Here is a 351-nt window from a genome sequence, read left to right as displayed (position 1 = left end):
CGATGGCGGGCATCACGCGCGCGCAGCAGGTGCACCGTCCTGCCGAGCCCGAGCCCGAGCCCGAGCCCGAGCCCGAGCCTGCGGACGAGGTAGCGCCCGAGCCAGACGTAGCGCCCGAGCCCGAAGCCGAGCCCGAGCCTGAGGACGAGGTCCAGGACGAGGAGACCTCCGACGCCGACGAGGCGGCTGAGCTCGACCCCGCGGCGGTGTACGCGGAGGCCGAGTCCGACGTCGACGACGAGGCAGACGACGAGGCGCCTGACGCCGCCGCGGTCGAGTCCGGCGACGAGGAGACCCCAGAGGCGGAAGCGCCGGCCGAGAAGGTCCGGAGGCCGTCGCTCTTCGGCGGGC

General features: G+C 75.2%; 1 pseudogene. It reads left to right on the top strand.

Annotated features, from left to right (window positions below):
• Positions 1–351, top strand: a pseudogene (locus tag Q0L54_RS05055) (hypothetical protein); the annotation flags it as partial.

This window comes from Demequina sp. (genome assembly GCF_024642165.1).
GTDB lineage: Bacteria > Actinomycetota > Actinomycetes > Actinomycetales > Demequinaceae > Demequina.
Note: the sequence above shows the minus strand (reverse complement) of the source record. Positions and strands in the feature narration are given on the sequence as shown.